21 protein-coding genes are annotated in these 22010 nt (G+C 62.4%); 16 read left to right on the forward strand and 5 right to left on the reverse strand.

The features are described from left to right. Nucleotides 1-197 precede the first annotated feature (197 nt). A complete protein-coding gene (tyrS, locus tag QC815_RS08820) occupies nt 198-1397 on the reverse strand; it encodes a tyrosine--tRNA ligase (RefSeq protein WP_230447816.1) in 1200 nt (399 codons plus the stop codon). A gap of 114 nt (nt 1398-1511) precedes the next feature. Here tyrS and QC815_RS08825 point away from each other — a divergent pair, with 114 nt between their 5' ends. After that, the gene (locus QC815_RS08825) at nt 1512-2654 is read left to right on the forward strand and encodes an anhydro-N-acetylmuramic acid kinase (RefSeq protein WP_309768079.1); all 1143 of its coding nucleotides are present in this window, start codon (nt 1512-1514) and stop codon (nt 2652-2654) included. A 2-nt stretch (nt 2655-2656) separates the two neighbouring features. On the opposite strand, the gene QC815_RS08830 is transcribed toward QC815_RS08825, so the two are convergent. Further along, the gene (locus QC815_RS08830) at nt 2657-3826 is read right to left on the reverse strand and encodes a PilT/PilU family type 4a pilus ATPase (protein ID WP_230447814.1); all 1170 of its coding nucleotides are present in this window, start codon (nt 3824-3826) and stop codon (nt 2657-2659) included. Nucleotides 3827-3828: 2 nt separating this feature from the next. Beyond that, nucleotides 3829-4872, reverse strand: coding sequence for a type IV pilus twitching motility protein PilT (locus QC815_RS08835; protein ID WP_230447813.1), 1044 nt, complete (start codon nt 4870-4872; stop codon nt 3829-3831). 33 nt (nt 4873-4905) lie between these two features. Here QC815_RS08835 and QC815_RS08840 point away from each other — a divergent pair, with 33 nt between their 5' ends. The 5 genes from QC815_RS08840 to metW all read left to right on the forward strand — a co-directional run bounded on the left by QC815_RS08840 (nt 4906) and on the right by metW (nt 8974). Further along, entirely contained in the window at nt 4906-5610 is a 705-nt protein-coding gene (locus tag QC815_RS08840; protein WP_230447812.1) for a YggS family pyridoxal phosphate-dependent enzyme, read from the forward strand. A 71-nt stretch (nt 5611-5681) separates the two neighbouring features. Then, entirely contained in the window at nt 5682-6506 is an 825-nt protein-coding gene (gene proC / locus QC815_RS08845; RefSeq protein WP_230447811.1) for a pyrroline-5-carboxylate reductase, read from the forward strand. A 29-nt stretch (nt 6507-6535) separates the two neighbouring features. Beyond that, nucleotides 6536-7129, forward strand: a complete 594-nt coding sequence (locus tag QC815_RS08850) for a YggT family protein (RefSeq protein WP_230447810.1) — start codon at nt 6536-6538, stop codon at nt 7127-7129. Between the two features lie 55 nt (nt 7130-7184). After that, nucleotides 7185-8381, forward strand: a complete 1197-nt coding sequence (metX, locus tag QC815_RS08855) for a homoserine O-succinyltransferase MetX (protein WP_230447809.1) — start codon at nt 7185-7187, stop codon at nt 8379-8381. After that, a complete protein-coding gene (gene metW / locus QC815_RS08860; RefSeq protein WP_230447821.1) occupies nt 8381-8974 on the forward strand; it encodes a methionine biosynthesis protein MetW in 594 nt (197 codons plus the stop codon). The genes metX and metW overlap by 1 nt, the downstream gene beginning before the upstream one ends. Here metW and sfsA read toward each other — a convergent pair. Both sfsA and QC815_RS08870 read right to left on the reverse strand, forming a co-directional pair. After that, nucleotides 8921-9712, reverse strand: a complete 792-nt coding sequence (gene sfsA, locus QC815_RS08865) for a DNA/RNA nuclease SfsA (RefSeq protein ID WP_230447808.1) — start codon at nt 9710-9712, stop codon at nt 8921-8923. The genes metW and sfsA overlap by 54 nt on opposite strands. After that, entirely contained in the window at nt 9709-10869 is a 1161-nt protein-coding gene (locus tag QC815_RS08870; protein WP_230447807.1) for an aminotransferase class I/II-fold pyridoxal phosphate-dependent enzyme, read from the reverse strand. The genes sfsA and QC815_RS08870 overlap by 4 nt, the downstream gene beginning before the upstream one ends. A gap of 186 nt (nt 10870-11055) precedes the next feature. Between QC815_RS08870 and dksA the strand changes: the two genes are divergently transcribed. The 10 genes from dksA to panD all read left to right on the forward strand — a co-directional run bounded on the left by dksA (nt 11056) and on the right by panD (nt 21922). Further along, nucleotides 11056-11493, forward strand: a complete 438-nt coding sequence (gene dksA / locus QC815_RS08875) for an RNA polymerase-binding protein DksA (protein WP_027337669.1) — start codon at nt 11056-11058, stop codon at nt 11491-11493. 75 nt (nt 11494-11568) lie between these two features. Next, a complete protein-coding gene (gluQRS, locus tag QC815_RS08880; RefSeq protein WP_230447806.1) occupies nt 11569-12468 on the forward strand; it encodes a tRNA glutamyl-Q(34) synthetase GluQRS in 900 nt (299 codons plus the stop codon). A 1-nt stretch (nt 12469) separates the two neighbouring features. Beyond that, nucleotides 12470-12646 carry a hypothetical protein gene (locus QC815_RS08885; RefSeq protein ID WP_027337667.1) on the forward strand — a complete coding sequence of 59 codons (177 nt, stop codon included), beginning with the start codon at nt 12470-12472 and terminating at the stop codon, nt 12644-12646. After that, the gene (locus tag QC815_RS08890; RefSeq protein ID WP_230447805.1) at nt 12636-15584 is read left to right on the forward strand and encodes an ATP-binding protein; all 2949 of its coding nucleotides are present in this window, start codon (nt 12636-12638) and stop codon (nt 15582-15584) included. The genes QC815_RS08885 and QC815_RS08890 overlap by 11 nt, the downstream gene beginning before the upstream one ends. Beyond that, entirely contained in the window at nt 15562-16950 is a 1389-nt protein-coding gene (locus tag QC815_RS08895) for a sigma-54-dependent transcriptional regulator (protein ID WP_230447804.1), read from the forward strand. The genes QC815_RS08890 and QC815_RS08895 overlap by 23 nt, the downstream gene beginning before the upstream one ends. A gap of 811 nt (nt 16951-17761) precedes the next feature. Beyond that, the gene (pcnB, locus tag QC815_RS08900) at nt 17762-19147 is read left to right on the forward strand and encodes a polynucleotide adenylyltransferase PcnB (protein ID WP_309768091.1); all 1386 of its coding nucleotides are present in this window, start codon (nt 17762-17764) and stop codon (nt 19145-19147) included. Nucleotides 19148-19155: 8 nt separating this feature from the next. Beyond that, the gene (gene folK / locus QC815_RS08905) at nt 19156-19662 is read left to right on the forward strand and encodes a 2-amino-4-hydroxy-6-hydroxymethyldihydropteridine diphosphokinase (protein WP_230447802.1); all 507 of its coding nucleotides are present in this window, start codon (nt 19156-19158) and stop codon (nt 19660-19662) included. A 134-nt stretch (nt 19663-19796) separates the two neighbouring features. Next, nucleotides 19797-20588: a 3-methyl-2-oxobutanoate hydroxymethyltransferase gene (panB, locus tag QC815_RS08910; RefSeq protein ID WP_230447801.1), complete on the forward strand. Its 792-nt coding sequence runs from the start codon at nt 19797-19799 to the stop codon at nt 20586-20588. Nucleotides 20589-20643: 55 nt separating this feature from the next. Next, nucleotides 20644-21513: a pantoate--beta-alanine ligase gene (gene panC, locus QC815_RS08915; protein WP_230447800.1), complete on the forward strand. Its 870-nt coding sequence runs from the start codon at nt 20644-20646 to the stop codon at nt 21511-21513. Nucleotides 21514-21541: 28 nt separating this feature from the next. Beyond that, a complete protein-coding gene (gene panD / locus QC815_RS08920; RefSeq protein ID WP_066316103.1) occupies nt 21542-21922 on the forward strand; it encodes an aspartate 1-decarboxylase in 381 nt (126 codons plus the stop codon). The last annotated feature ends 88 nt before the right edge of the window (nt 21923-22010 follow it).

The following is a 22010-nucleotide window of genomic DNA, read 5'->3' on the forward strand; positions in this document are numbered from 1 at the left end:
TCTCAGTGTTTGTCAATGGCTGTTTGGCAGAAGCGAAGGAAATGTTTGATGCGATTTTCCTTCCCGCTATTTGCCTAACCTACTGACAAACCGAGGTTTTTACACCTCATTCACCGCTGGCAACGCCTGGCGTCCCCGGCAGCGGATGCGTACTTTACGGTGTTGCTGCCGGGTTGGCAAGGGGGCGGGCGAAAAAATTAGCGCAGTGTCACACGGGCGTAACGTTTCTTGCCCGCCTGGATAACGTACGCCTTGCCGGTGGGTAGCATGGTGTCTTGCGCTACCACCTCGCCATCTACTTTGACGCTGCCATTTTTCAGCATGTCTTTGGCCTGGGCGCTGTTCTTGGTTAACTCCGACCGGTTCAGCACTGCAGCAATCGGCGCATCGGCACTGCCTTCAAAATCCACCTCGACCTCGGGCAGGTCGTCGGGCAGCTCACCATCCGCCAACTGATTGCCGGCGGATTTATGCGCGTTGGCCGCCGCTTCGTCGCCGTGGTAGCGAGCAATCAACTCGCGCGCCAACGCCATTTTGACATCGCGCGGATTGGCTCCTTGCTCAACGCTCTGCTTGAGTGCTTCGAGGTCTTCGTTGGACTTCAACGACAGCAGCTCGAAGTAACGCCATATCAGGCTATCCGGCATGGATACCAGCTTGTTGAACATCGCGCCGGGGCTTTCATCGACGCCGACATAGTTGCCAAGCGACTTGGACATCTTCTGAACGCCGTCCAGCCCTTCCAGCAACGGCATGGTGATCACCACCTGCGGTTCCTGGCCGAAATGCTTCTGGATTTCACGGCCCATCAGCAGGTTGAACTTCTGGTCGGTGCCGCCAAGCTCGACATCCGCCTCCAGCGCGACGGAGTCATACCCCTGAACGAGCGGGTAGAGAAATTCGTGGATGGCAATCGACTGATTGGCTCTGTAGCGTTTTTCAAAGTCGTCCCGCTCGAGCATGCGCGCGACGGTACTCTGCGCTGCCAGCTCAATCATCTTGGCTGCGGAGAGTTCACCAAACCACTCGGCATTGAAGCGCACTTCGGTCTTTTCAGGGTCGAGGATTTTAAACACCTGCTCCCGGTAGGTATCGGCGTTGGCTTTAACGTCGGCTTCGGTGAGCGGTTTTCGGGTCACGTTTTTACCGGTGGGGTCGCCGATGCGGCCGGTAAAATCACCAATCAGGAAAATAACCGTGTGCCCCAGATCCTGAAATTGACGCATCTTGGTCAGCAACACGCTATGCCCTAAATGAAGATCAGGTGCGGTGGGATCAAACCCCGCTTTGATACGCAGCTTGCGTCCGGAAGCCAACTTTTGGCGCAGCTCGTCCTCGACCAAAATCTCATGCGTTCCGCGCGATAACAACGCTAGCGCCTGATCCACCTCACTCATTGCTTTTCTCCACGTAAGCATCGCCTTGCGGGCGTTCGGATGATAAATAGTGAGCGATGTTATCATGCTCGCTCGCCTTGGTTGAGCCTTCGTCTTACTTTGGATACCACTGCAATGACAACTTCAACGACTGACACGCCTGTTTACTATATCGGCTTGATGTCGGGGACCAGTCTGGACGGGATTGACGCGGCACTGGTGGCCATTGCCTCCAATACCCCGCCCACGCTGGTGGCCAGCCACGCAAGCGCCATGCCGGAGGCGCTCCACAATGAACTCTTGCAGCTCTGCCACGCTGAGAAGGTCAGCTTTGCCACCTTGGCCAGGGCGGAAGCGGCGTTTTGTCAGATGCAGGCGGACGCGGTTAAGGCCTTATTACGTCAGCAGGGGGTATCAATCGACCAGGTGGCCGCCATTGGCAGCCATGGACAAACCATCGAGCACGCACCGAGCGGGCATGCGGGCGGACCGGCTTACACCCTGCAGCTCGACAACCCGAGCCTGCTGGCCGAACTGACCGGTGCCACCGTGGTCGCCGACTTCCGCCGCCGAGACCTGGCGGCCGGCGGTCAGGCAGCACCGCTTGCCCCGGCGTTTCATCAGGCGCTTTTCGGGCGCCGGGAAGGCGAGCAGCTTATTTTGAACCTGGGCGGCTTTGCAAACCTCACGTGGCTACCCAGCAACCCAGACGCCCCCGTGACCGGGTTTGATACCGGGCCGGCAAACGTCTTGCTGGACGCCTGGTTTGCCAAGCATCAGCAGGGCCGGTTTGACCGCGACGGCGCCTGGGCCGCCAGCGGCAGGGTCGACCCACGCCTGCTGGAGCGACTGCTGGCAGCGCCCTTCTTTCATCAGCCACCACCGCGCAGCACGGGAAGAGAGCTATTTCACCTGCCATGGCTGGCAAGCCACTTGACCGGCCATGAGCCCCCCCACGACGTGCAGGCAACGCTTGCCGAGCTCACGGCGGCCAGCGTGGCCCAGGGTATTGAGCAACTACCCCTCAGCCACCCGGACGTCACGCTGATCACCTGTGGAGGCGGGGCGCATAACGCGCACCTGATGGCCCGGCTTGCGGCCTACTTACCCAATATGACCTTTACATCGCCATCGGCCTACGGCTGGCCTGAAGACTGGATCGAGGCCGGGGCATTTGCCTGGCTGGCCCACCAGCGTCTCCATCAGCTGCCCGGCAACCTGCCCTCGGTGACCGGCGCCAGCGGGCCACGCATACTCGGCGGCATTTACGCTCCCTGAGGTCACACGGGGTCGTCACGGTCACGCAGGGTCAAATGCGACGGTACGCGCTCTTCCAGCGAGTGCTGCCGCGACTGGTCGCCCCCCAACTTCAGCATCAGCCGCAAGTCGTTGGCCGAATCGGCGTGGGCAAGCGCCACCTCCTGACTGATCTGCGAGGCCTGATAGAGGTCAAACAGTGCCTGGTCAAAGGTCTGCATACCGTGATCCCGAGACGCGGCCATGGCGGCCTTTATATCGGCAACCCGGCCTTTACGAATCAGATCGGCAATCCGCGACGACTGAAGCATGACCTCAACCGCCGCACAACGACCGCCGCTGCGCATCGGCAGCAGCTGCTGAGCGACGACCGCTCGCAGGTTGAGCGAGAGATCCATCCAGATCTGTTCGTGGCGCTCGTGGGGGAAGAAATGAATAATCCGCTCCAACGCCTGGTTGGCATTGTTGGCGTGCAGCGTGGCCAGACATAGATGCCCGGTTTCGGCGAAGGTCAGCGCGTGCTCCATGGTTTCCCGGCTGCGTATTTCACCGATCAAAATGACGTCGGGCGCCTGACGCAGGGTGTTTTTAAGCGCCACTTCAAACGACTCGGTATCAATGCCCACTTCCCGCTGATTGACGATGGCCCGCTTGTGCGGGTGCAGGTATTCGATGGGGTCTTCAATGCTGATGATATGACCGCCAACGTGCTCGTTGCGCTCCTGCACCATCGCCGCCAGGGTGGTGGATTTCCCCGTCCCGGTGCCGCCCACTACCAGCACCAGGCCTCGCTTGGCATGCGCCAGGCCGCTCAAGGAATCCGGCACGCCGAGCGACCCAAGGGTGGGAATCTGCTGGGCAATCCGGCGAATCACCATGGCGGGCTGATTGCGCTGCTGAAAAGCACTGACACGAAAACGTCCTTTCTCGTCCAGGCCAAGCGCAAAGTTGGCTTCCTGTTCGTGTCCGAAGCGCTCGCGCAGCCCCTCGGGCACCGTATGCGCCACCAGCTCGTTGACCTGGTGCGCGTTCAGCGACTGCTGCCCCAGCGGCACCAGGCCGCCGTTCATCTTGAGGCTGGGCGGTGCGCCGACGGTAATCAGCAGATCAGAGGCCTGCTGCTGCACCATGATATCCAGCAACTGATGCAACCACTGGGTGGGGGTCAGCGCTGCGGCGTCGTCACGTGCCATCGCTACGTCTCCTGTGAAGCAAGCGTACCCTTGGCTCGCGCCTGGGCGTCTTCCATGCTGACGTGACCGTCGCTGACCAGCTGCTTGAGCGAGGCATCGAGCGTTTGCATCCCCAGGCTGCCGCCGGTCTGAATCGCCGAGTAGATCTGCGCCACCTTGTCTTCGCGAATCAGGTTACGCACCGCCGAGGTGGCAATCAGGATCTCGTGGGCGGCCACCCGACCACCGCCCTGACGCTTCAGCAGCGATTGCGAGACCACCGCCTGAAGCGACTCCGATAGCATGGAGCGCACCATGGCTTTTTCTTCGCCCGGGAAGACATCAATGATCCGGTCGATGGTCTTGGCAGCCGAAGTGGTGTGCAGCGTCCCCAACACCAGGTGCCCGGTTTCCGCCGCCGTCAGCGCCAGGCGGATGGTTTCCAGGTCGCGCAGTTCGCCGACCAGAATCACGTCGGGGTCTTCGCGTAACGCGCTGCGCAACGCCTCGGCAAAGCTGTGCGTATCGCGATGAACCTCACGCTGATTGATCAGGCAGCGCTTGCTGGCATGGACGAATTCCACGGGGTCTTCGATAGTCAGAATATGCTCAAACCGATGATCGTTGATGTAGTCGATCATCGCCGCAAGGGTGGTGCTCTTGCCCGAGCCGGTGGGCCCGGTCACCAGCACCAGCCCGCGGGGCAGCATCGACAGGCGTTCAAACACCTCGCCAAGCCCCAGCGCCTGCATCGACAGCACCTGATTGGGAATGGTGCGGAACACCGCCCCGGCACCGCGGGCCTGATTGAAGGCGTTCACGCGGAAACGCGCCACGCCCGGCACTTCAAAAGAGAAATCGACTTCGAGGTGTTCTTCATAGTCGCGGCGCTGACGATCGTTCATGATGTCGTAGATCAGCCCACGCACGGCGGTGTTATCCATGGCGGGCACATTTAGCCGACGGATATCGCCATCAACCCGTATCATGGGAGGCAGGCCAGCGGACAAATGCAGGTCGGATGCATTCTGCTTTGCCGAGAATGCCAGCAGTTCGGTAATATCCATCTCTCTTCCCCAGCTGCGGTAAGGTGCTTGAGTATGACAGATAACGCGCTTTCAGCGTCACTGACCCATGCGCGTGAACGTCTGACGCATGCGTTGATCGACGCCCAGCGTCCGGAAAACGATGCCTCATTGCTCGCCGTGAGTAAAACCAAGCCGGCCGCGATGATTCGTCAGGCCTGGTCTCTGGGCCAGCGGGAATTTGGCGAAAACTACCTGCAGGAAGCGCTGGACAAGCAGGCGGAGCTCGTCGACCTGGACGACATCGTGTGGCATTTCATCGGCCCCCTGCAGTCGAACAAGACGCGTGCCGTGGCCGAGCACTTTGCCTGGATGCACAGCGTCGACCGCCTGAAGATCGCCAAGCGGCTCAGCGAACAGCGCCCCGAGCACCTGCCGCCGCTCAACGTCTGCATCCAGGTCAATATCAGCCGCGAGGAGAGCAAGTCCGGCGTCATGCCCGACGACGTCGCCCCCCTGGCCGAGGCAATCGCCAGCCTGCCGAATTTAGCGCTGCGCGGGCTGATGGCCATTCCCGCGCCCGCCGAAGGGCTGGACGCCCAGCGGGCGCCCCTGGCCCAGCTGCGTGAATTGCTGCAGGCGTTGCAGACATCACTGCCCGACGCCCCCCTGGATACGCTCTCCATGGGCATGACCGATGACCTGGAAGCTGCGGTACTGGAAGGCGCCACCCTGGTGCGCCTCGGCACGGCGATTTTTGGCGCGCGCAACACGACCTGAACCGCCACGCATCGTCCGGCCGATGCCATTACGCTGCCAAGCGCAGCCCATTTTTAAAAGAGGATACCCACATGGCGAACAAGATCACCTTCATTGGCGCAGGCAATATGGCGAGCGCCATCATTGGCGGCCTGATCGACAGCGGTGTCACGCCTTCCGACATCACCGCCACGGCACCACGGGAAAGCGAACTGGAGAGCCTGCGGTCGCGCCTGGGGATCACGACGCAAACCGACAATAACGCCGCCGCGAGCCAGGCCGACGTCGTGGTGCTGGCGGTCAAGCCTCAGATCATGCGCGAAGTGTGCGAAGACCTCAGCGACACGATCGGCAAGCATAAGCCCCTGGTGATGTCGATTGCCGCCGGCCTTGATGCTGCCACCATCGATCAATGGCTGGGCGGTGATAACGCCATGGTGCGCTGCATGCCGAATACGCCCTCGCTGGTAGGCCGTGGGGCGAGCGGTCTGTATGCTAATGCGCGGGTCAGCGATGATCAGCGCGCACTCGCAACCCAGCTCATGGAAGCGGTGGGGATCGTCGAATGGGTCGATGAGGAGCCGCTGCTCGACGCCGTGACGGCGGTCTCAGGAAGTGCACCGGCCTACTTCTTCCTGATGCTGGAAGCCATGGAGGACGCCGGCGTGACGCTGGGTCTGCCCGCTGACACCGCGCGTCGCCTGGCCATCCAGACGGCGCTGGGCGCGGCCACCATGGCGCAGCAAAGCGACAAGGATCCGGCCACGCTGAAACAGAACGTGATGTCGCCCGGCGGCACCACCGAACGGGCGATCCAGCACATGGAAGATGCAAAGCTAAGGACGACCATCGCCGATGCGATGCAGGCCTGCGCCAAGCGAGCCCAAGCGATGTCCAGGGAACTGAGCGGTCACTAATCAATGCGGATTTTATAGGAGAAACAGCCATGGGCAACGAATTGGGCAGCGCCGGGTTAATGCTTGTTAACTCGTTGATCAACATTTACTTGTTTTTACTCATGCTGCGGTTTTTATTGCAGGCATCGCGGGCCGACTACTACAACCCGCTGAGCCAGTCGGTGGTCAAGATTACCCAGCCGGTGGTGGGGCTTTTCCAGGGCTTTCTGGGGCCGGTTGCCGGCCGCTTTGACCTCGCGACCCTGGCGGCAGGGTTCGTCCTCAAGGTCGTCAGCATCGTCGCCATTTTCATGGTCATCGGCGTCGGCATGCCACCTATTCCCGGGCTGCTGGTTGCCGGCATCGCGGCGCTGGCCAACGCCATTCTGAAGATCTACTTCTTTGCCATGATCGTGATGATCATCCTGAGCTGGGTCGCGCCCAATGCCAGCCACCCCGGCGCGCTATTAATCATGCAGCTGGTGGAACCCATCATGGCCCCGGTACGCAAGGTGATTCCACCACTGGGCATGATTGATTTATCTCCCATTGTGGTGTTTATCGCTATTAATCTGGTGGATGGGCTGCTGGTCGGCTCGCTGATTCGCGCCGCCGGCATTTCCGGCGCGCTGGTCGGCCTGTAATGATCAACGCCAAGGCTTACTCATTCCGATTGACTCAGCAGGACTAACGCTTTCGATGCCCGATTCAGACACGCTTGCTTTTGCTGACCGACCGACGGATAGCGTCGGCCTGGTCACCCCGCATGTCGCCAAGTTCGACATGCCGCTGCCGCTCGCCTGCGGCAAAGTGCTGCCCGAGTACGAGCTGATCTATGAGACCTACGGCACCCTCAACGCCGAGCGTAACAATGCGGTGTTGATCTGCCATGCGCTATCGGGCCACCACCATGCGGCCGGTTTTCACAGCGAAGACGACCGCAAACCCGGCTGGTGGGATGCGCACATCGGCCCTGGCAAACCCATCGACACCAATCGCTTTTTCGTCGTGTCGTTGAACAATTTGGGCGGCTGCCACGGCAGTACCGGCCCGGTCAGTCACAACCCGGAAACGGGCCGCCAGTGGGGCCCCGACTTTCCGATGGTCACGGTGAGCGACTGGGTGGCCAGCCAGGCCCGCCTGGCCGACCATCTGGGGATTGAACGCTGGGCGGCGGCGGTCGGCGGAAGCCTGGGCGGCATGCAGGTGATGCAGTGGACGATGACCTACCCGGAACGGGTGGGCAATGCGGTGGTGATTGCCGCCACGCCGCGCCTTTCGGCGCAAAATATCGCCTTTAACGAGGTGGCCCGTCAGGCGATTCGCTCTGACCCAGACTTTTTTGATGGCTGGTACGCCGAGCATGACACCGTGCCCAAGCGCGGGCTCAAGCTGGCGCGCATGGTCGGTCATATCACCTACCTCTCCGAAGACGCCATGGGCAGCAAGTTTGGCCGCGACCTGCGCAGCAACGACCTGAATTTCGGCTTCGGCGTCGAGTTTCAGGTGGAATCCTACCTGCGCTATCAGGGCGATACCTTTTCCACCGCCTTTGACGCCAACACCTACCTGCTGATGACCAAGGCGCTGGACTACTTCGACCCGGCGGCCACCCAAGGCGGGGATCTGGCCAAGGCCCTTGCCCCGGCGCAATGCCCGTTCCTGATCGTCAGCTTTACCACCGACTGGCGCTTCCCGCCGCCCCGCTCCCGCGAGCTGGTGGATGCCCTGACGCGAGCGGGTAAATCAGTCAGCTACGCCAACATTGACTCACCGCACGGCCACGACGCCTTCCTGCTACACGAGCCCCGTTACGATGCGGTATTCGGCGCCTTCATGAACCGCGTGGCTCGCGACCTCAAGCTGACCCCGATAGCCGCCGAGGAGACCCCATGATGCGCGCTGATCTGGAACTGATTTATGACTGGGTCCCCGAGGGCGCGCACGTGCTGGACCTCGCCTGCGGCGATGGCGTACTGCTCGAGGCGCTGGCCAGGGATAAAAACGTCACGGGCTACGGGCTGGAAATCGACCACGACGGAATTACCGGCTGCGTGACCCGCGGCGTCAACGTCATCGAGCACAACCTCGACGATGGCCTGGGCAGCTTCTGCGACAACAGCTACGACCAGGTGATCATGACCCAGGCCCTGCAGGCCCTGCGTCGCCCCGACAAGATGCTCGATGAAATGCTGCGCGTCGCCGAGGAAGGCATCATCACCTTCCCCAACTTTGCCTACTGGCGTCACCGTATTCATCTGGGGCTGCGCGGCTACATGCCGGTATCCAAGTCGCTGCCCCACGCCTGGTACGACACGCCCAACATTCATCTTTCGACCTTCAACGACTTTGAACACCTGTGCCGTGAAAAAGGCCTGATGATTGTCGACCGCGCCGTAGGCGTGGGCGACCACCGCGGGCACTGGACGTCGCGCCTATGGCCCAACCTGTTCGGTGAAATCGCCATTTTCCGCGTGCGTCGCCGCTGAGGGCACCGGCCAGCGTATCGGCAAGGCTCGCGTCAGACGCACTGCTGCGGGCTTGCCGGCGGCCCACTGCACGTCTACTCCGTACGCCAGTACCTCGACCCCCGCCCTGGCCGCTTCCACAAGCGCCGCCGCGTAAGCCGGGTCGATATGCGCGGCGGGCGCCACATCGCCAATGCCCTCATGGGCCACGCAGAACAGCAACACCGCCCGCTCGCCCTGCTCGGCTAATGCCTGCAGCGAGCGCAGATGCTTGGCGCCGCGCACGCTGACCGAATCGGGAAAGTAGCCGTGCCCGTCGGTTTCCTTCAGCGTCACCTGCTTCACTTCAATGAAGACGGCGCCACGGCCAGGGTCGTCCAGGCGGAAATCGAGCCGCGCGTCGGCCACTTTCACCTCGCGCCTGAGCGTTTGATACCCCGCCAGCGGCAAGATATCGCCGGCATTGATGGCCGCTTCGACGATGCGGTTGGCGCGCCCGGTGTGCACCGAAGCCAGCGCTAGCGTGCCATCCGGCTGCGGCAATTCGATCCATTCCCAAGTCCAGGCCAGCTTGCGCTTGGGGTTATCGCTTTGCGACAGCCACACCCGACAGCCGGGGACGTTGACCGCTTTCATCGAACCGGTATTCGGGCAGTGGGCGACGACTTCCTGACCGTCGTCCAGGCGCACATCGGCCAGAAAGCGCTTGTAGCGACGCAGCAGCGTGCCCGGCACCAGGCCGTTGTAGGCGAGGCTCATAGCCGGCTCACAAAGCGCGTGATGCGCACCACGGCTTCTGCCAGCCGCTCGACGTCGTTGGTGAAGGCAATACGCACGTGGTGCTCGCCGCCCTGGACGGCAAAATCAATGCCGGGGGTAATCGCCACGTTCTCCTCGCGCAGCAGCCGCTCGCAGAACGCTTGGCTGTCGCGGCTATAGCGGGAAATATCCAGCCACAGGTAAAACGCGCCCTGGGGCGGCAAGTCCGGCGCCAAGCCGAGCTGCGCCAGGCCCTCCAGCAGCACCTGGCGGCGCTGTTTCAGGGTGGCCCGGCGGGTTTCCAGAATATCCCGGCATTCGGGCGTAAACGCGGCCAGCGCGGCATGCTGCGAGGGCGTGGCCGCGGCCAGGAAGACATTCTGCGCCAGCCGGGTCAGCGGCTCGACCGCATGCTCGGGAGCCACCAGCCAACCCAGGCGCCAGCCGGTCATGCCGAAATATTTTGAGAAACTGTTCACCACAAAGGCATTATCTGACAGCGAGGTCGCCGACAGCGGCGCATCGTCGTAGTTGAGGCCCTGATAGATCTCGTCGACCAGCACCTCGCCGCCACGCTCGGCCACCGCCGAGAACACCTCGTTGAGCGACGCGGCATCCAGGGTATGCCCGGTGGGGTTGGAGGGCGACGCCAGCATGGCAAGCCTAGTGCGGGCTTGCCAGTGCTTGCGAATGAGCGCAGCATCCAGCTGCCAGCCGCTGTCACGCCCCACGGCAACGGCATCCACCTCGGCGCCGGCCAGGGCCATGAAGTGGCGGTTACACGGATAGTTGGGGTCGGCCATCACTACCCGGTCGCCCGCCTCGATGAGCAACTGGCTGGCCAGCAACAGCGCTCCCGACGCCCCGGGCGTGACCAGAATGCGCGACGGATCCACCGCGGCATTGAAGTGCTCGGCATAATGCCCGGCAATCGCCTCGCGCAGCGCGGGCAGACCGGCGGCTGGGGTATAGCGCGTCTTGCCCTGCGCCAGCGCCTGCTGGCCGGCCGCTACGATAGGCTCAGGGGTGGCGAAATCCGGCTCGCCCACTTCGAGATGGATCACATCGTGTCCCTCGGCTTCGCGAGCCTGGGCCATTTCCAGCAAGTGCATCACGCGAAAGGGGGCGACGTGATCGACACGCGTATTCCAGGCCATAGCGGCTCCTTCACCTAGCGGTAGTAAAAACATGACCTTGGTCGCACTGGGAGCAAGATCATGGTAGAAAGCAATCCATTATGCTTGCAACGCAGCCAATTTTCAGCTAAACAAGCATCCCTTTGGCGTGAGATCTTGATACACACTCATGGTCGATCAGCAGTCACATACGTAAGAGGCACTCCCATGCCAGTAGCGGAAAAAAAACCGGAAACGTCCAAGCCCTTCACTCCGTATGAACCGGCAGCGGGTGAAGAATATATGAACGATCAGCAGCTCGCGCACTTCCGCCAGCTGCTGCTGGACTGGAAACAAGACCTCATGGAAGAGGTGGACCGTACCGTACGCCACCTGCAGGAAGATGCTAACAACTACGCCGACCCCGCCGACCGGGCGACCCAGGAAGAAGGCTTCAGCCTCGAACTGCGCACCCGTGACCGCGAGCGCAAGCTGCTCAAGAAAATCAACGAAACCATCGAAAAGATCGACGAAGACGATTACGGTTTCTGCGAGGCCTGCGGTGTGGAAATCGGCATTCGCCGCCTTGAAGCCCGCCCCACGGCCACGCTGTGCGTTGACTGCAAGACGCTGGCCGAACTCAAGGAAAAACAGCTCGGCGGCTAAGCCGGCGGCAAGACTGTACGCGATGCTTGACTGCGGGCACCCTCAGGTGCCCGTTTTGCTTTCTGGAAGGCTTCGATGACGCAATCAACTCGCTACCGTGGGCGCTTTGCCCCCACCCCGTCAGGGCCGCTACATTTTGGTTCGCTGGTGGCGGCGTTGGGTAGCTATCTTGACGCGCGGGCGGCAAACGGCACCTGGCTGGTGCGGATTGAAGATATCGACCCTCCGCGCTGTCCGCCCGGCACCGACAGCACGATCCTGCGTCAGTTGGAGGCGTTTGGGCTCACCTGGGACGCCACCGTTCACTGGCAGCATGACCGTCACGCCGCTTACCAGCAGGCGCTGGATCGTCTGGCCGCCCTGGGCCTGGCCTACCCGTGCAGCTGTTCGCGCAAGCAATGGCAGCCTTTCCCGGTCTACCCCGGCTGGTGCCGCCAGGGCCTGCGCGACCCCACCAAACCGGTCGCCTGGCGGCTGCGCAGCGATCTGGCCACGCGTCCCATCGGCTGGCAGGATCGCCTGTTTGGCTGGCAGCAGTTCGATCCTGAAACGCTCGGCGATGTCGTGCTCAAGCGCAAGGATGAGCTCTGGGCCTACCAGCTTGCCGTGGTGGTGGACGACGCCGCGCAGGGGATCACGGATGTGGTCAGGGGCTTCGATCTGCTCGACAACACCCCCTGGCAGCGCCAGCTACAAATTGCCTTGGCGCTTGATGAACCGCGTTACCTGCACCTGCCGCTGGTGGTCACCCCGCAAGGCCAGAAGCTTTCCAAACAGAATCTCGCGCCGGCGCTCGCCGATGACGAGCCGGGCATTCGCCAGCAGCTGTTTCAGGCGCTTCAGGCACTCGACCAGGCGCCGCCCCATGAACTGTCGCGTGCCCCTGTCACGACCCAGCTAGACTGGGCGGTAGCGCACTGGTCGGTAGCCCGTCTGGCACCGTCAGCACATCGCGAACTGCCCCAGGAGTCCTGACATGTACGTCTACCGCATCATGCTGTTTCTGGTGTTTGGCGGCTACCTGCTATCGCCCTTGCTGATGGACGGCTGGAGCGACCCGACGGTGGCCTGGTACCGCCCCTTTGTCATCTGGGGCGGGCTGATTGCCCTGACGCTGTGGCTTGAACAGAAGAGGAAGCTGGATGAGCGTTGAGGTTGTCGGTGTCGTCATGTTGGGCCTGGGCTACCTCGCCCTGCTGCTCGGCGCGGCGCTGGCCGTGGAGCGTGGCTGGATACCGCTGCGTATCAGCCGTCACCCTGCCGTCTACACCCTGTCACTGGGCGTCTATGCCAGCGCCTGGGCGATTTATGGCAGCATTGAGCTTGCCGCCAACGTCGGCTTTGGCTATCTCGCCTACTACCTGGGCGCCGCCGGGGCGTTTCTGCTCGCGCCGGTGCTGCTCGTACCCATCCAGCGGATTACCCGCACCTATCAGCTTGCCTCGCTGGCCGACCTGTTTGCGTTTCGCTTTCGTTCCCGCTGGGCGGGCACCCTGGTCACCGTGGTCAGCCTGCTGGCGGTGCTGCCGCTGCTGGGCATTCAGGTCAAGACCATGAGCGAGGCGGTCAACCTGTTCACCCAAACTCGGGCGGGGCCGGTGGTGTCGCTGATATTCTGCACGGCCATCGCCGCGCTGGCGGTGATGCTGGGGGCCCGCCACAGCCATGGGCACAGCCGGCACAACAGCCTGTTAAGCACCATCGCCATTGAATCGATCGTCAAGTTGCTGGCCATGCTGGGGCTCGGCGCTGTGGCCTTGTGGCTGGTGTTCAGCGGCCCCGGCGACCTGCAGCAGTGGCTCGAAGGGCCGGGGTACCTTGCCCAGGCGCACACCGCACGCTTTGACCCCGCCCAGTGGCGCACGCTGTTGCTGCTGTTCTTTGCGGCGGCCTTCATGATGCCGCACCTGTTTCATATCATCTTCGCCGAGAGCCTGTCGCCCAACACGCTGCTGCAGGCCAGCTGGACCCTGCCGCTGTTTCTGCTGCTGATGGCGTTGCCCGTCCCGCTGATCTGGTGGGCCGCCCAGTCACTGGGTAATGACATCCCCGTGGCCGCGTATGCCGCCTATGTGCTGAGCGAGCACTGGTGGGTCGGCACGCTGGCCTTTATCGGCGGGCTTGCTGCGGCCAGCGGTACCATGATGCTGATTGCGCTGGCGCTTTCCGGCATGGTGCTGAATCACATCGTGCTGGTAGCCCGCCCCCCCGAGGCGCGCAGCGACCTTTACGGCTGGCTACTATGGCTGCGTCGCGGGCTGGTGGTCGGGGTCATTCTAGGTGGCTGGCTGTTTTACCAGTGGGTGGGGCGGCATTATCCGCTGACCAGCCTCGGGCTGGCCGCCTTCGTCGGCATGGCGCAGTGCTTGCCGGGTATGCTGGCGCTGCTCTACTGGCCGGGGGCTAATCGCAAAGGCATGGTCGCCGGCCTGATCGGCGGTATCGCGGCCTGGCTGTGGTGGCTATGGCTTCCCCTGGTCGCTGGCTATGCGCCGCCCGCGCTGCCCTTGACGCCGCTGACGCCCGGCGACGCGCCTATCTGGTATAGCGTCACGTTGCTGTCGCTGGCGACCAATATCCTGCTGCTGATCGTGGTATCGCTCTTCACACGCACGTCCGACGGCGAAAGATCCGCCGCCGAGGCCTGCTCGGTGGATGCGGTGATTCGTTCAAAACGTTTACCGCTGGAAGCCGCCACTGCGGCTGACTTTCCCCCCCATCTGGCGCAGGCGCTCGGCGATGACGCCGCCCATCGCGAAGTCGACCGCGCGCTCAAGGCCCTCAACCTGACGCCTCAGGAACGTCGTCCTTACGCCCTGCGGCGACTGCGCGACCGGATACAGGCGAACCTGTCCGGCCTGATGGGCCCCTCGGTGGCGCGTGATATCGTCGACCGCTACCTGCCCTACCGCCACGACGACGCGCCGATTACCGATGACATTCATTTCGTGGAAAGCCGTTTGGAGGCCTATCGCTCGCGGCTCACGGGGCTGGCCCGCGAGCTCGACGGTCTGCGCCGCCACCACCGCCAGACGCTTGCCTATCTGCCCGTCGGGCTTTGCGTGCTGGGTGACGACGACGAGCTGGTGATGTGGAATCAGGCGCTTTCACAGCTGTCCGGCATCAGCGGTGAAAGCGTCATCGGCTCGCGCCGGGACAGCCTGCCCGCCCCCTGGCCACGCCTGCTGGGCAGCGTGCTGAGCGAAGGGCCTTCGCCGCTGTACAAACAAGCTGTGAGGCTCCACGGCAAGGACTACTACCTCACGCTGCATAAAGCTGAGCTCAGCGGTCACGATAGCCGCGGCGGCAGCGTCATCCTGGTCGAGGATCACACCGAGATGAAATGGCTGGAAGACGAGCTGGTGCACGCTGCGCGCCTGGCATCGATCGGTCAGCTGGCGGCGGGCGTGGCCCACGAGATCGGCAATCCGATCACCGGCATTTCGTCGCTGGCGCAAAACCTGCGCTACGACACCGAGGATCCCGCCCTGCTGGAAACCGCTGACCATATCCAGCAGCTGACCGGGCGGGTCACCAGGATCGTCAACTCGCTGGTCGGCTTTGCCCATGCCGGAAGCGCGTCTCAAGCGCTGCCACGTTCCCCCGTTGCGCTTAGCTCGATCACCGACGATGCCTTACACTTGATCCACCTGGCCCGCTCGGGCGAGGATGTTACGTTCACCAATACCTGCCCGGAAGCGATTATCGTGCAGGGTGACGCCCAGCGCCTGACGCAGGTCATGGTCAACTTGCTGAGCAACGCACGCGATGCCTGCCGGCCAACGGGCAGGGTGAACATCGCAGCGGGCGAGCATTCGGAACAGGCTTGGTGGCGCATCACCGACGACGGCCAGGGCATTGACCCTTCGGTGCGTGACCACCTGTTCGAGCCCTTCACCACCACCAAGTCAGCGGGTGAAGGGACAGGACTCGGATTATCACTGGCCTATCAAATTATCAATGAGCACCAGGGCAGAATAGAGGTGGCGTCGCCACCGCCCGGGACGTCTCGCGGAACGGCCATTACGCTCTGGCTACCGCTTTACCAACAGGATGACCAGCTGCCCCATGTCCAGGATTCTGATTGTTGAAGATGAAGCGATCATTCGCAGTGCACTCAAGCGGTTGCTCGAACGTCACGACTACGAGGTCAGCGAAGCGGGCAGCGCTGAAGAAGCCGGCAAGCTTGAGCTGGCCGGTTTTGACCTGATCATCAGCGACCTGCGCCTGCCTGGTGAGCCGGGCACCCAGCTGATTGAGGCCGCGGCTCCGGCACCGGTGCTGATCATGACCAGCTATGCCAGCATGCGCTCAGCGGTCGACTCCCTCAAACAGGGCGCCGTGGATTACGTGGCCAAACCCTTTGACCACGCCGAACTGCTGGAAACCGTATCGCGCATTCTCCACCAGCAGTCCATGCAGCGCAGTCCGCCCCCCGACGTCACCGATGACGGCGGCGGTCGACAGACCATGATCGGTAACTGCACCGCCATGCAGCTGGTCTACTCGCGCATCCGCAAGACAGCCCCGGCCGACGTCACGGTATTGATTCTGGGCGAGTCCGGCACCGGTAAGGAACTCGTTGCCCGCGCGCTGCATCAGCAAAGCAAGCGTGCCCAGGCCTCGCTGATCTGCGTCAACTGCGCCGCCATTCCCGAAACGCTGATCGAGTCGGAGCTCTTCGGCCATGAAAAAGGCGCCTTTACCGGTGCCAGCGCCGCCCGCACCGGGCTGGTAGAAGCCGCCGATGGCGGCACGCTGTTCCTGGACGAGATCGGCGAGCTGCCTCTCGACGCCCAGGCCCGGCTGTTGCGCGTACTTCAGGAAGGCGAGATCCGTAAGATCGGCTCGGTGGAAACCCGCCACGTGGATGTTCGACTGATCGCAGCCACCCACCGCGACCTGCGCGCGCTGTCCAAGAGCGGCGATTTCCGCCTGGATCTGTATTACCGCCTGAACGTCATGCAAATAGAGCTGCCGCCGCTGCGCGAGCGTGAGGACGACGTGCTGGAAATTGCCGACATTCTGCTCGACAAGGCCTGCCAGCGGCACGAACGACCGGGGCTACGCCTGTCCCGCGCGGCCCGCCAGGAACTCCGCGACTACCCTTGGCCCGGCAACGTCCGCGAGCTGGAGAACGCCCTGGAGCGCGGCGTCATTCTGGCCGAGGGGCACTTGATCCACCCGGATGATCTGGGGCTGGCCCCGGTCGCCCACCGACCGGGGCCGACAGCAAGTCCGGCGCCCCCGCCGAGCAGTGCCGATGCCTCCCAGCCCGGCGGAGAAGAGGACGACCTGTCGCTGGAGGACTACTTCCAGCACTTCGTGCTGGAGCACCAGGATCAGATGAGCGAGACCGAGCTGGCACAGAAGCTGGGCATCAGCCGCAAGAACCTCTGGGAGCGCCGTCAGCGCCTGGGCATCCCGCGCAAGAAGACGGCGAGGCGTCCTCAATGAGTCCGCGACGCCATCTTCGACTAACGTCTAATACGCTGATTTATTTGAAAAATATCCCGAACGCCGTTACCCGCACACTGTTACCTTCCCACACAGCAATGCGCCCAAAACGGGTAACACTTTTTCGCCTCGATAGTTCCCTGGCATGACCAAAAAATGCCAACTTGCTGAATTTAAAACGCTATCAAACAGCTGGCACGGCGAGTGCAATATATCTGGGTAAGAAAAACAAACTGGGCAACGCGGTAAGTCGCCAACAAAAACAACATGACACCGCTTAGACCTGAGCCACAACAAGAACAACATGGCCAGGCAGAGATAACGGCACCAACAAGAACAATAGGCTTGCATCTCGATACTTGCTTGCGTGGAGCACGATAAGCGCACCGAACAATAATAATGTCATAGCAAGTGCCCAAAATGGACGCGACGTACACCGAAAGATCTGCGCCCCAACAAGAACAACAGCAGTGAGTGTGTACACCCCGGAAACAACAACAACGCGCCGGGGAGAGAAAAGTTCGCGGTTGGATTATTGTTTTGAATACGAGGCGGTCGGAATCCACGTGATTGCCACGCCTACCGACTGCGGTGCGTATTCAGGGCGATGTGCCATCATGAAGAAAAACAGCAGCAACGGAAGCTGATTATCTACCTGTACAGGGGAGGCCCTTTTAGCCTCCCCTTTCCGTATCTGGCGGTTACACAACCCTCCCGAGACTTTGCAAGCGTCAAGGGGTCGGCTACACTCAGCGACTTATCGCTTACGTTACGGCCACTTTTTCGATACCCTGCGAGTCGATATCGTCGCATGTTCAAAGGATTTACCCGTTTCTTACATAGCCCGGGAGAGCATTTGAAATCCCTGCTCGAACCCCAACAAAGCACCGCCAACGTGCTTAGTCCTCGTGTCATACCTCGCTCCGAGCATCCCGTTTCTCGCAAGCAGATCAGCGAGGCCGCTCTCAAGGTGCTTTATCGCCTCAACGGGGCGGGCTTTGATGCCTATCTGGTAGGCGGCTGCATTCGCGACGCATTGCTGGGCAAGATGCCCAAGGATTTTGACGTTGCCACCAATGCCACCCCTGAACAGGTGCGCGACCTTTTCCGCAACTCTCGCCTGATCGGACGCCGCTTCCGCATCGTGCATGTGCGCTTTGGTCGCGAAGTCATCGAGGTCACCACCTTCCGGGGCAAGCCCCAGGACGAACACGGCGACCACATTGCCCAACAGTCGGACGACGGCCTTTTGCTACGCGACAACGTATGGGGCAATATCGAAGAAGACGCCCTGCGGCGTGACTTCACCGTCAACGCGCTGTACTACAATATCGCCGACTTCACGATCCACGACTTTGCCAATGGCGCGCGGGATATCGAAGCAAGGACGCTGCGCCTGATCGGCGACCCCGCCACGCGCTACCGCGAAGATCCGGTGCGCATGCTGCGAGCGGTCAGGTTTGCCGCCAAGCTCGGCTTTACCATCGAGGCAGAGACCGAGGCGCCCATGTACGACCTGGCGCCACTGCTGCTGAGCATCCCGCCGGCGCGGCTATTCGACGAGGTCCTCAAGCTGTTCATGTCGGGTCACGGGCTGGTCACTTTCAGGATGCTGAGTCACTACGGTCTGTTTGGCATGCTGTTCCCGGAGGCGGAAGAAGCCATGGCGGATGCCGCCTGGGCCGAAGAGCTCATCGAACAGGCGCTGGCCAATACCGACAAGCGCATTGCCGAAGAACGCCCGGTGACTCCCGCTTTCCTGCTGGCGGCGTTTTTATGGGCGCCCGTCGCGCACCGCCAGGCCGAGCTCGAAAGTGACGGCATGCCGTCAATTCCCGCGCTGCAGACCGCCGCTCAGCAGGTGGTAACACGCCAGCTTCAGCATATCTCGATTCCCAAGCGTTTCGGCATGCCGATGCGCGACATCTGGGAACTCCAGGGGCGGCTCCCGTTGCGGCGCGGCAAGAAAGCGTTTCAAACCCGCGAGCACCCACGCTTCCGTGCCGCGTACGATCTGCTCCTGCTGCGCGAACAGGCCGGCGAAATACCGCGCGGCCTGGGCGACTGGTGGAGCGCCTTCCAGCAGGGCGACGAGCACGACCAGCGTCGCCTGCTGCAAAAGGTGGGAGGCGATCCTGCCAGTCAGGGCGACCGCCGCCGCAAGCGCCGGCGTAAACCGCGCAAGAGCGAGGAGTAGAACGGCGCATGGCGCTTTGCTATATCGGCCTGGGCAGCAATCTGGAGAATCCCGTGAACCAGCTGCGCCAGGCACTGCAGGCGCTGGCTCGGCTGCCGCTCAGCCATCTGGTCAGCGCCTCGTCACTGTATGCAACCCCGCCGGTGGGCCCCCAGGATCAGCCCGACTTCATCAATGCGGTCGCGGCGCTCGAAACCCGGCTATCGCCGCTTGCCCTTCTTGACCAGCTCCAGGCGCTGGAACAACGTCATCGACGCCGGCGGCAGCGTCACTGGGGCCCCCGTACGCTCGACCTGGATCTGCTGCTCTACGCTCAACAACCGTGCACCTCTCCACGCCTGCGGGTACCCCATCAACACATGCACGAACGCGCCTTTGTGCTGGTGCCGCTGCACGAACTCGCCCCGACCCTGACGCTGCACCACCGGCCGCTCAGCGACTGGCTCACCGAGGTGGATAGCACCCTAATCCGTCGCCTGAGCGACGCAGAGGTAACAACGACTGCTACCATCTGACACAATTCTCGACACCGAGCCCGCATTCAGGTAACAATTGCCGGTTACGCCACTCAGCATCCGCCGCACGGCGGCGTTAACAATGGCCGAACGCCGATGCCGCGTCGGCCTCACGTAGACAATGAGAGCACGCCATGAAAACCGTCACCCTGAGCACGCTGCAGGCGCATAAGCGCGCCGGCGAAACGTTCAGCTGCCTGACCGCTTACGATGCCTCCTTTGCCCACGCCGCCAGCCACGCAGGGATCGATGTGTTGCTGGTCGGCGACTCGCTGGGCATGGTCTTGCAGGGCCACAACAGCACCCTGCCGGTGACCATTGACGATATCTGTTACCACACCCGCTGCACGGCGCGCGGCAAAGGCCATAGCCTGCTGATGGTCGACCTGCCGTTCATGAGCAACGCGACCACCGCGCGGATGTTGGATGACGCGGCCGCCCTGATGCGCGCCGGCGCCGAACTGGTCAAGGTGGAAGGCGACGCCTGGATGGCTGACGGCATTCGTGAACTGACGCGACGGGGCGTACCGGTGTGCGCGCACCTTGGTTTGACGCCGCAAACGGTTTATCAGCTTGGAGGCTACAAGGTGCAGGGCCGGGAAGCCGTCCAGGCCGAGCAGATCATCAACGACGCGAAAGTGCTGGTTGAGGCAGGCGCGTCGGTCATTCTGCTGGAATGCGTGCCCGCAAGCCTGGGCAAAGCAGTGACCGAGGCCCTCGACGTACCGGTGATCGGCATCGGCGCCGGCCCCGACACCGACGGCCAGATCCTGGTCATGCACGACGTCCTCGGCGTTACCCATGGCCGCACACCACGCTTCGTGAAAAACTTCATGGCAAGCGCAGACAGCATTCAGTCGGCGTTTCAGCACTATCACGAAGCGGTCAAAACCCGGACTTTCCCCGCGCCGGAACACTGCTTTTAAGCGGTGTTCCAAGGCAGGAGTCATTGCAACGCCCGTGAAAGACGACATGACTGTTATGCATACATTGCGAGATATCTCCGAGCTGCGCCGCACGCTGCGTGAGCACCGGCTGCGCGGCCAGCGGATTGCCCTGGTGCCCACCATGGGCAACCTGCACGCCGGGCATCTGGCCCTGGTCACCCGCGCCCGTGCCAATGCCGATGTCGTGGTCGCCAGCCTGTTTGTCAACCCGCTGCAGTTTGGCCCCGGCGAGGACCTGGATGCCTACCCGCGTACCTTCGAGGCTGACCAGGCGCAGCTTGTTGAGGCGGGCTGCGATATCCTGTTCGCGCCCGCGGTCAGCGCGCTGTATCCCAACGGCCTGACCACCCAGACCCGGGTGCATGTACCCGAGGTGGGCGCCGGGCTGTGTGGCGGGTCGCGACCGGGCCACTTCGATGGCGTTTCCACCGTAGTCAGCATGCTGTTCAACCTGGTGCAGCCCGACATCGCCTGTTTCGGCCAAAAGGACTACCAGCAGCTTGCGGTGATCCGCAAGCTGGTCAGCGACCTGCACCTGCCCATCGAGATCATCGGCGTGCCCATCGTGCGCGCCGATGACGGCTTGGCACTGTCTTCACGCAACGGCTACCTGAGCCCGGAGGAGCGCGCCATCGCGCCCACGCTGTATCGTACGCTGTGCACGCTGCGCGACGCCCTTGAACAGGGCGAATCGATCGACCAGACACTACACCAGGGCAAAGCGGCGTTGTATGATGCCGGCTTTGTGCCCGACTACCTCGAACTGCGCGACCCAGCGCTTGGCGCCGTCCGTGACGCCACCCGCGACGCCGTGTTGCTGGCCGCCGCCCAGTTGGGCCCCGCCCGGCTGATTGATAACCTGAGCGTGCGGCTTCCCGACGCTGCTCGCGCTTCTGGCCGCTAAGCGGCTCGCCTCATTTTCAGGAGTTTCCATGCATACCATCATGCTAAAAGCCAAGCTGCACATGGCCCGCGTTACCCATGCGGTGCTCAACTATGAAGGATCCTGCGCCATCGACGGCGACCTGCTGGATATGGCCGGCATCCGCGAGAACGAACAGATCCAGATCTACAACGTAGAAAACGGCGAGCGCTTCACCACCTACGCCATTCGCGGTGAAGAAGGCTCGCGGCTGATCTCGATCAACGGCGCCGCTGCGCATCTGGCATCACCGGGGCACCGCATCATCATCTGTAGCTATGCCCACTACTCGGAAGCCGAGCTGGACAACCATCAGCCTGCCCTGGTCTACCTCCAGGAAGGCAATCACGTCAGCCATACCAGCAACGCCATTCCCGTCCAGCTTGCCTGACCCATCGGACACGCCGGAGAACCTTGAATAACGGGCCATACACTGGCCCGTTTTTATTTGGTTCAAAAAGCGTATTGCCGCCATGCGC

It is taken from the genome of Vreelandella gomseomensis (assembly GCF_031451645.1).
Classification (GTDB): domain Bacteria; phylum Pseudomonadota; class Gammaproteobacteria; order Pseudomonadales; family Halomonadaceae; genus Vreelandella; species Vreelandella gomseomensis.

Excerpts from the sequence above, each read along its gene's own strand:
- metW (WP_230447821.1), top strand. The coding sequence starts at position 8,381 with ATGCGCGCTGATCTGGAACTGATTTATGACTGGGTCCCCGAGGGCGCG.
- QC815_RS08830 (WP_230447814.1), bottom strand. The coding sequence starts at position 3,826 with ATGGCACGTGACGACGCCGCAGCGCTGACCCCCACCCAGTGGTTGCAT.
- folK (WP_230447802.1), top strand. The coding sequence starts at position 19,156 with ATGGCGCTTTGCTATATCGGCCTGGGCAGCAATCTGGAGAATCCCGTG.
- QC815_RS08850 (WP_230447810.1), top strand. The coding sequence starts at position 6,536 with ATGGGCAACGAATTGGGCAGCGCCGGGTTAATGCTTGTTAACTCGTTG.
- QC815_RS08825 (WP_309768079.1), top strand. The coding sequence starts at position 1,512 with ATGACAACTTCAACGACTGACACGCCTGTTTACTATATCGGCTTGATG.
- QC815_RS08870 (WP_230447807.1), bottom strand. The coding sequence starts at position 10,869 with ATGGCCTGGAATACGCGTGTCGATCACGTCGCCCCCTTTCGCGTGATG.
- panB (WP_230447801.1), top strand. The coding sequence starts at position 19,797 with ATGAAAACCGTCACCCTGAGCACGCTGCAGGCGCATAAGCGCGCCGGC.
- panC (WP_230447800.1), top strand. The coding sequence starts at position 20,644 with ATGCATACATTGCGAGATATCTCCGAGCTGCGCCGCACGCTGCGTGAG.
- QC815_RS08890 (WP_230447805.1), top strand. The coding sequence starts at position 12,636 with ATGAGCGTTGAGGTTGTCGGTGTCGTCATGTTGGGCCTGGGCTACCTC.
- QC815_RS08895 (WP_230447804.1), top strand. The coding sequence starts at position 15,562 with ATGTCCAGGATTCTGATTGTTGAAGATGAAGCGATCATTCGCAGTGCA.
- gluQRS (WP_230447806.1), top strand. The coding sequence starts at position 11,569 with ATGACGCAATCAACTCGCTACCGTGGGCGCTTTGCCCCCACCCCGTCA.
- QC815_RS08840 (WP_230447812.1), top strand. The coding sequence starts at position 4,906 with ATGACAGATAACGCGCTTTCAGCGTCACTGACCCATGCGCGTGAACGT.
- QC815_RS08885 (WP_027337667.1), top strand. The coding sequence starts at position 12,470 with ATGTACGTCTACCGCATCATGCTGTTTCTGGTGTTTGGCGGCTACCTG.
- metX (WP_230447809.1), top strand. The coding sequence starts at position 7,185 with ATGCCCGATTCAGACACGCTTGCTTTTGCTGACCGACCGACGGATAGC.
- sfsA (WP_230447808.1), bottom strand. The coding sequence starts at position 9,712 with ATGAGCCTCGCCTACAACGGCCTGGTGCCGGGCACGCTGCTGCGTCGC.
- tyrS (WP_230447816.1), bottom strand. The coding sequence starts at position 1,397 with ATGAGTGAGGTGGATCAGGCGCTAGCGTTGTTATCGCGCGGAACGCAT.
- proC (WP_230447811.1), top strand. The coding sequence starts at position 5,682 with ATGGCGAACAAGATCACCTTCATTGGCGCAGGCAATATGGCGAGCGCC.
- panD (WP_066316103.1), top strand. The coding sequence starts at position 21,542 with ATGCATACCATCATGCTAAAAGCCAAGCTGCACATGGCCCGCGTTACC.
- dksA (WP_027337669.1), top strand. The coding sequence starts at position 11,056 with ATGCCAGTAGCGGAAAAAAAACCGGAAACGTCCAAGCCCTTCACTCCG.
- QC815_RS08835 (WP_230447813.1), bottom strand. The coding sequence starts at position 4,872 with ATGGATATTACCGAACTGCTGGCATTCTCGGCAAAGCAGAATGCATCC.
- pcnB (WP_309768091.1), top strand. The coding sequence starts at position 17,762 with ATGTTCAAAGGATTTACCCGTTTCTTACATAGCCCGGGAGAGCATTTG.